Here is a 7,339-nt window from a genome sequence, read left to right on the forward strand (position 1 = left end):
CGTCTGGAAAAGGGGTGTTTTCGGGCCGGAATAGGTCGATGCAGCATGTATAGAAGCATTTTGAATAAATGACAATGCATTTTTGGACGTGCGTGAAAATTTACGCTTCAAGTGTGCAAAAAATGCCCCTCAGAGCTCGATTTTGCGCCTGTTTTTCGTCATTTTGGGTTTTTATCGGCTTTTTTCGCGCCCGTAAAATTGCGATAAATGACAGCTTTTCATAAAGATTTGTTATTTTCTATGTAAAAGCGTAATTATTTTTGGCGTTGTCACATATTTTCAGTTATGTCGTAGCCAAAACACGCTTCTTGAGCCTCTGATCCATTTCTGAAAAATGAAATCGTTCTACGCGCTAAAAAATTATACCTCCAATTGCCAGCCCTTACCGATGTCAATCCATTGTCGGTAATTGCTAAATGTTTCGAGCTCAGCAATGGTTAGCTCGATAGCACTGTTCGCTGTACCGCATGCAGGAAAGACCGTTGTAAATCGTTTCAGTGAAGCATCTAAAAAAATCGGTACGGTTTGTGGAACACCAAAGGGACAAACACCACCGACTGCATGACCGACAAGCTGTTCTACATGTTCTGGGGCGAGCATTTTCGCTTTGACACCAAATTGTTCTTTAAATTTTTTATTGTCGATTTTGGCATCCCCAGCTGCAACAATCATAATTGCATCATCGCCAACACCGAATGTTAAAGACTTCGCAATTCTTGCAGGCTCACAGTTTAATGCATTGGCCGCTTCTTCTACTGTTGCGGATGATTCATTTAATAATTGAATACGCTCATTTACGTGAAACTGAGCTAAATGTTTTTCTGCTAATGCTAAACTCATACTATCTCCTCCTACTTTCAATTATACAGAACATTCTGTTATCCTTGAAGTAGTAAAAATTAACATAGGATTGTCATGTTAATCTTATGAAAAGAGGGTAATAAACAGATAAAGAGTAAAAGGGGTGGTGTTTGGATGGATATTCGTATTGCGACAGCAGACGATGCGGCACAATTAGTAGAAGTAATTAAAAATGCCGATGCATATGATTCAGTTGTGTTCCAGCTAGGAGAAATCGATTTAAATGAAGCGCGGATTGCGAAGTGGATAACGGACAATAAAGATTCGATGACGATCTTTGTAGCGGAGGAAGCGGGCGATATTATTGGTTATCTGCAAGTGAAGCGTGGTGTCATACATAGCACGAAGCACTGCGGAACAATCGCTGTTGGCGTGCATAGTAAGGCACGAAGTTCAGGTGTCGGCACGAAGTTATTCGAACATATGCATGCTTGGTCGCGTGATAATGGCTTACACCGTCTAGAGTTAATGGTGTTAACGAATAATGTAAAGGCCATCTTCCTCTTCCGTAAAATGGGCTATACGATTGAAGGAACAAAGCAAGATGCCATGTTAATTGATGGACGATATATTGATGAATATTATATGACACGTTTTATTGATGAACAATAATCGTGAGTTGAGGGCAAAGCATTTCGCTTTGCCTTTTTGTATGCATTTTGTATGATGAAGGATAGAGGAGTGAATACGATGGTAACAATTTTAGTAGCTGACGACGATGTACATATTTTAGAACTTGTATCGTTGACATTACGAGATGCTGGATATGACGTTCTAACAGCGAAGGATGGTATGGAGGCACTGAGCATCGCAAAAAAACAAGTAATTGATGCGGCAGTGCTTGATGTAATGATGCCATTTATGAACGGTTTTGAATTAACAAAAGAGCTGCGTAAAAATATTGATTTACCTATTATTTTACTGACAGCAAAAAATCAAATTAATGACAAAGCGAAAGGCTATGAATCGGGTACAGATGATTATTTAGTGAAACCTTTTGATGTACAAGAACTATTATTTCGCTTAAAAGCGCTACTGCGACGCTATCATGTACAGGAAGACAGTGACGTGCTAAAGGCAGGCAATTTAATGATTTATACAGCGAGTTTTAAAGTCGTCGTAGGCAATGAAACCTTTTTCTTGCCACCGAAGGAATTTGAACTTCTCCGTTTTTTAGTTGCGAATAAACGACAAGCTTTTACGCGTGAACAGCTGATTGAGCATGTATGGGGACTTGATTTTGTAGGTGATACGCGTACAGTCGATGTGCACGTCAAACGTCTACGAGAGCATTTCCGTGATTTAGTCGAAGACATTGAAATTAAGACAGTACGCGGTGTTGGGTATATGCTAGAGGTTTATGCATGAAGACGCTGTATACAAAATTTGTCGCTTTAACGGCTTGTATTATGGTTGTGAGCTCGCTTATCGCTTTTGTATTGGCAAATGGCTATTACCAGCAAAAGTTAAAGCCTGAAAATGATGAGAAAAATATGCGTATTGCACAAAGTATTGCAGAATTTACGTCCTTGCATCCAGATATATCACTAGATGAATATTTAGAGAATTTATCTGAAATTGGCTATCAATTTTATATTGTCGAGGATAATGGCAATGAACGTTTTTTCGGTTCGGCGTTTCGCGATACCACAATATCAAAGCAAGCCATTGACGACGTTTTAGCGGGCAAACCCTATCATGGCATACGTGATTTTCCACAACAAACATTTGTGACAGGCTTTTTTGCCAATGAATTGTCTAATACGGTGGGTGTGAAGCTTTCACATGATCAGCATCAATATGCATTATTTTTACGACCAGATATTAAATTATTATTTAATGAAATGCATGGGCTATTTGGTGTTATGTTTGCAGCAGCTATTTTATTAAGTATTTTATTTGTTTTTATTAGTACGTATTATTTGGTCAAGCCTATTCGTAAATTGACACGTGCAACGCATGTCATTGCAGAAGGGAAATTTGATGTGCCACTTGATGTGACGACGAAAGATGAGATCGGGCAACTGGCAACGAGCTTTTCATATATGACGGCACAGCTTGCGAAAATGGAAGATGTACGCCGCGAATTTATTTCAAATGTGTCGCATGATATTCAGTCGCCACTTTCTAGTATTAAAGGCTATACGAATTTATTGGCAAAAGATACGCTAACGAATGAGGATAAGAAAGTATATATTGACGTTATTAATAGTGAGATTCAGCGGTTATCCAATTTAACACAGCAATTGCTACAACTAACATCCATTGATCAAATGCAGCATTTAGTGAAATTTGAAAAAGTGGATTTCACAGCTTTATTACATGAAATGCTTCATCAGCATCGCTGGAAGATTGGGCAAGCAGGCATTATGTTGCGCTCTCAAATTGAGGATATTGAACTTGAGGCAGATGCAGTCATGTTAGGAACGATTGTCGATAATTTATTGACGAATGCAACTAAATACAATCGTGATGGTGGCAGTATTGAAGTGATTGCTACAAATGATGGAGATAAAGTACGCCTAGAAGTAAAAGATAGTGGCATTGGCATGACAGACGAACAACGCCAGCAAATTTTTAAGCGTTTTTATCGTGCGGATGATGCTCGTACGCAAACCATCTCAGGCTCAGGATTAGGTCTATCAATTGTTGAATCAATGGTACAGCTACACAATGGTATAATTACGGTCGATAGCACGTTGCATAGTGGCACGATATTTACGGTGTTATTACCAAAAAAACAAGCTAAATAAAAAAATTAGAGAAAATGTAGGGAGTGTCTGCTGAGATGCTATTTCATTTTCTCTATTATTTTGTCTGAAAATTAGTTTTTAAATGATTAATATTTAGTATAATATAACCATTTTTAAATTAAAATGTTTAAAATTTTAATAAATATGGTATTTTAGGTTTATTAGAGAAATAAAAAAAGAAAAATAAAACCGAGGAGTACAAAAGAATATGAGAAAAAACCTAAAAATGATTATGTTGACAATGATGGGTACAGTGATGTTAGTAGGGCCAGCACAAGCGTTTGCGGCAGATGAAGAAATAATTGAGTATGAAACAAAAACCGAAACGTATACAATGCCGACGATGAGCGACAATAATCCGGCATATGTCGATACATTAATTGTTCCTGATAAACCAAAAAAAGCGGTTAAAAAGCAAACAAAAAAAACAAGCAAAAAAAAGCAAGTTGCTAAGAAAAAGAAAAAAGTAAGAAACTAATTATAGTCCTCGGTTTTGGGTCGTCCATTTAGGACGGCCTTTTTGAATAATGAACTAAAAGTAACCCTTGTGATTACAAAAAAGAACGTATAGACCTATTAAATGAGTAGAACTATTCTAGATACATAAACAAAATTTGTACTATACTAGATGATAAGGGGTTTACTATCTATAGATACTAGCGAATAGAGTAGGAGAATCAAATGCAATCATTGTTATTTTTACAAACGAAACCAGGCTGTTCATTTTTTAGTCAATTAACGATTGATAATGTTAACCGTGCTAAAATTTCGTTAATTATTGTCATCATTTTTGAAGTTGCCTTATTAATACGTAATATTTTTGAACATGGATTTTCCTTACATTACTATGTTATTTTTTATATTGTTTTATTAACGGTATCAGCTGTATCGTTAACACTGCTATGGTGGATGCCTAATAAAGAACAGCATATTCGTTTTTTAGATCGTTTTATTTTTAGTTATTATGTATTTTTTATTTTTTGGGGTGGTGCTTTAACAGTGCTAGACCAATTCTCGTATGGACAGGTGACCGCTTATTTATCGAATGTATTAGTCGGTGTGTTAATGTATCATTGTTCGATGCGTAAATTTATGGTCATGCAGTTTATTCCATTAGTGATTATTTCATTTGCGATGTATGAAGCACAAGCAAATGAAGATATTTTTCTAGGGCATATGATTAACATTACGGTGTTTATGGTGTTTGCGACAATTGGCTCGCGTTTTTTATACAATGTTGCCGCACAAAATCATATGCAACGTGAGTTATTAAGTGAAACAAATGAAGAGTTAGAGGCACTGAATACAGAATTAGAGTATTTATCGATGCGTGATGAATTGACGACACTTGCAAATCGTCGAGGGTTGTATCATTATATGGACCAACATTTGCAGGTTGAAAATCAACAAGTGAGTGCAGTGATTTTAGATATTGATGCCTTTAAGCATTACAATGATTTTTATGGTCATTTAGAAGGTGATCATGCTTTACGAATGGTTGCAAAAATTTTGCAACAGCAGGCAGGAGCAGAGAAGACCTTTGTTGCGCGCTATGGTGGCGAAGAATTTATGTTCGTTCGCTTCCATCACGACGATGATAATACAACGATAAAAGCATTTGCTGAACAGGTGAGGCAGGCTGTATTTGAAGCGCAAATTCCACATGCAGCATCCCCTTTTGAAGCAGTATTATCTGTTAGTTTAGGCGTGTCTCATTCGCATATTGCTACAGAAGTAAATATGACACAACTGTTTAAAGAAGCAGATGAGGCATTGTATGAGGCAAAACGTAGTGGTCGAAATTGCGTCCGCTACTATGAAGAAGTGACAATTGAGATATAAATAGAAAAAAGGAGGTCGCATTGCTGCGTCCTCCTTTTTATATACATTAAGCGACTGGATCAAGTAAAATCGCTAATTCATCAATATCATTAATATGGTAAGTCGATAGACGGTTATCGGCTGTATGAATTGATAATTGGTGCTCACCAATTGTCATTACAGTGCCGATTGTTGTGCGGTTGTCGTTTTCGACGATTACTTTGTCATTAATTTTTACATTTTGGAATTTTGTCATGTAAAAGCCTCCTAGTTAGTAGTTGGCTGACTTACAGCGACATAATCTCGGTTTTCGTATTTTTCCAACGTTTCTTCGATGTTGCTGTCTGTGTCAGCTGTCAGAAAAGAACATCAGTTGTGAGATGGCTGACCTTTTATTCTGTTCATATGAATACTATACAGCCATTACGACAGAGCGTCAAAGTTTATGCTTCGCCTAAATGACTTTTCAGGTATTTCAATATTTTAAAAAATAAAGAGGCCATTAAAATAATGTAGGGTATAATAAAATAAAGAACAAAAACATCGGGTGCATAATTTTTTTGCATTATAATTAAATGTTTAAGTAAAGTGTAGACAATTTATTTTGCTTTTAATGACATTAAGCGAGAGGAAGGCATGCCATGAAAAGAATGGAATTAACGGAGATGTACCGCTATATTACGAACCATATCGAAGTGGGGGTTCATGCGGTTGATACACAGGGGAAAACGCTTATTTTTAACGAAAAAATGCGTGAGCTAAAAGGTATTTCAAGTGACGAGCGCATGGAACAGGCACTGGATGCACGCGGTCAGGATAGTCTGATTTATCATGTACTCAAAACGGAGCAGGCGATTAAAAATCATCGTCAAAACTACTGGCTGAAGTCAGGCGAAGAGTTTGTGACATTATCGGATTTAACCCCGGTGTATCAAGACGAGGCATTAATCGGTGCTGTTGAAATCATGCGCGATATTACGGAGCGGGAACTACTCGCCTATCAGCCGCTTCGTCGTTACGGCAAACCTTTATTGTTTGAGACGATTACGGCCGTATCTAAAAAAATGGCGCGTGTCATTGAAAAGGCGCGCATGGCTGCTGAAAATCAAATGCCGGTACTATTATACGGAGAATCAGGTGCCGGAAAAGATATGATTGCAGAAGGTATCCATCATGCGTCACCGGTGCATAAGGAGCAGTTTGTGACATTGATTTGTCGACATGATGAAGCCGCGTTGTTATCGCAAATTGAGGCACTTTTTGAAGAGGACCGCCACGTCACTATTTTCTGTGAGCGTTTAGAATATTTAAGCCTAGAGGGGCAAGAGCGCTTGCTGGAATTATTTGAAGATCATCAAGAAAACAATCAATTCATTGCATCTGTTGGCGATGATCCGATTGATTTAATTAGCGAGCAAAAGCTATCTAAAGCGCTATATTACTTCTTTGCGTCTGTATGCGTCCGTGTCCCATCATTACGTGAGCGTAAGGAGGATATTCAGCCGTTTATTGATGATTATTTTAAGCGTTATCGTGAAACAACGGGTAGTCAATTAGATGGCCTATCAGCGCGTGTAGAGAAAATTTTTATGGGCTATGATTGGCCAGGGAATTTAAAAGAGCTTGAAGTATTATTAGATGAAACGATGAGTACGATTACGACCGAGCGCCAAATCGACTTTGACCAGTTACCGATGTCGTTCCGCTGGAAAGTACAAAATGACGAAGAGGTAAAACCGGTGCAATCGATTGTAGTAACATCGAAGCAGGATATTCGTCCACTGACGATTTTTATGCAGGAGATGGAAGAGTATTATATTAAAAATGCGCTAGAGCTGTTTGATGGCAATGTATCACAAGCAGCAAAAGCACTTGATATCCGCCGTCAGAGTTTGCAATACCGA

The 7,339-nt window shown here is 37.8% G+C and carries 8 protein-coding genes; 6 read left to right on the forward strand and 2 right to left on the reverse strand.

The window, feature by feature from the left end; translation table 11 throughout:
* Positions 1-360 precede the first annotated feature (360 nt).
* Positions 361-840, reverse strand: a complete 480-nt coding sequence (locus KTHG_RS10995; RefSeq protein ID WP_126991866.1) for a YbaK/EbsC family protein — start codon at positions 838-840, stop codon at positions 361-363.
* 135 nt (positions 841-975) lie between these two features.
* Here KTHG_RS10995 and KTHG_RS11000 point away from each other — a divergent pair, with 135 nt between their 5' ends.
* The 5 genes from KTHG_RS11000 (at position 976) to KTHG_RS11020 (ending at position 5,456) form a co-directional block, all read left to right on the forward strand.
* Complete coding sequence (locus KTHG_RS11000) at positions 976-1,473, forward strand: GNAT family N-acetyltransferase (protein WP_126991865.1); 498 nt, start codon at positions 976-978, stop codon at positions 1,471-1,473.
* Positions 1,474-1,551: 78 nt separating this feature from the next.
* Positions 1,552-2,229, forward strand: a complete 678-nt coding sequence (locus KTHG_RS11005; RefSeq protein ID WP_139993529.1) for a response regulator transcription factor — start codon at positions 1,552-1,554, stop codon at positions 2,227-2,229.
* Positions 2,226-3,614 carry a sensor histidine kinase gene (locus KTHG_RS11010; RefSeq protein WP_139993531.1) on the forward strand — a complete coding sequence of 463 codons (1,389 nt, stop codon included), beginning with the start codon at positions 2,226-2,228 and terminating at the stop codon, positions 3,612-3,614. Before KTHG_RS11005 ends, KTHG_RS11010 begins: the two co-directional genes overlap by 4 nt.
* A gap of 208 nt (positions 3,615-3,822) precedes the next feature.
* Positions 3,823-4,092 (forward strand): hypothetical protein, encoded by a 270-nt coding sequence (locus tag KTHG_RS11015; RefSeq protein ID WP_126991862.1) that lies wholly within the window; start codon positions 3,823-3,825, stop codon positions 4,090-4,092.
* Positions 4,093-4,295: 203 nt separating this feature from the next.
* Positions 4,296-5,456 (forward strand): GGDEF domain-containing protein, encoded by a 1,161-nt coding sequence (locus tag KTHG_RS11020; RefSeq protein ID WP_139993533.1) that lies wholly within the window; start codon positions 4,296-4,298, stop codon positions 5,454-5,456.
* Positions 5,457-5,502: 46 nt separating this feature from the next.
* On the opposite strand, the gene KTHG_RS11025 is transcribed toward KTHG_RS11020, so the two are convergent.
* Positions 5,503-5,691, reverse strand: coding sequence for a hypothetical protein (locus KTHG_RS11025; RefSeq protein ID WP_126991860.1), 189 nt, complete (start codon positions 5,689-5,691; stop codon positions 5,503-5,505).
* A 385-nt stretch (positions 5,692-6,076) separates the two neighbouring features.
* On the opposite strand from KTHG_RS11025, the gene KTHG_RS11030 reads away from it, so the two are divergent.
* Positions 6,077-7,339, forward strand: a 1,263-nt coding sequence (locus KTHG_RS11030; RefSeq protein WP_139993627.1) for an AAA-type ATPase lid domain-containing protein, incomplete at its 3' end; no start/stop codon positions are given.

Source organism: Kurthia sp. Dielmo, from assembly GCF_000307285.2.
In the GTDB taxonomy this organism is placed as follows: domain Bacteria; phylum Bacillota; class Bacilli; order Bacillales_A; family Planococcaceae; genus Kurthia; species Kurthia populi.

Bases quoted from the DNA above. Each gene is read 5' to 3' on its own strand.
- KTHG_RS10995 (WP_126991866.1), bottom strand. From the start codon at position 840: ATGAGTTTAGCATTAGCAGAAAAACATTTAGCTCAGTTTCACGTAAAT.
- KTHG_RS11000 (WP_126991865.1), top strand. From the start codon at position 976: ATGGATATTCGTATTGCGACAGCAGACGATGCGGCACAATTAGTAGAA.
- KTHG_RS11005 (WP_139993529.1), top strand. From the start codon at position 1,552: ATGGTAACAATTTTAGTAGCTGACGACGATGTACATATTTTAGAACTT.
- KTHG_RS11010 (WP_139993531.1), top strand. From the start codon at position 2,226: ATGAAGACGCTGTATACAAAATTTGTCGCTTTAACGGCTTGTATTATG.
- KTHG_RS11015 (WP_126991862.1), top strand. From the start codon at position 3,823: ATGAGAAAAAACCTAAAAATGATTATGTTGACAATGATGGGTACAGTG.
- KTHG_RS11020 (WP_139993533.1), top strand. From the start codon at position 4,296: ATGCAATCATTGTTATTTTTACAAACGAAACCAGGCTGTTCATTTTTT.
- KTHG_RS11025 (WP_126991860.1), bottom strand. From the start codon at position 5,691: ATGACAAAATTCCAAAATGTAAAAATTAATGACAAAGTAATCGTCGAA.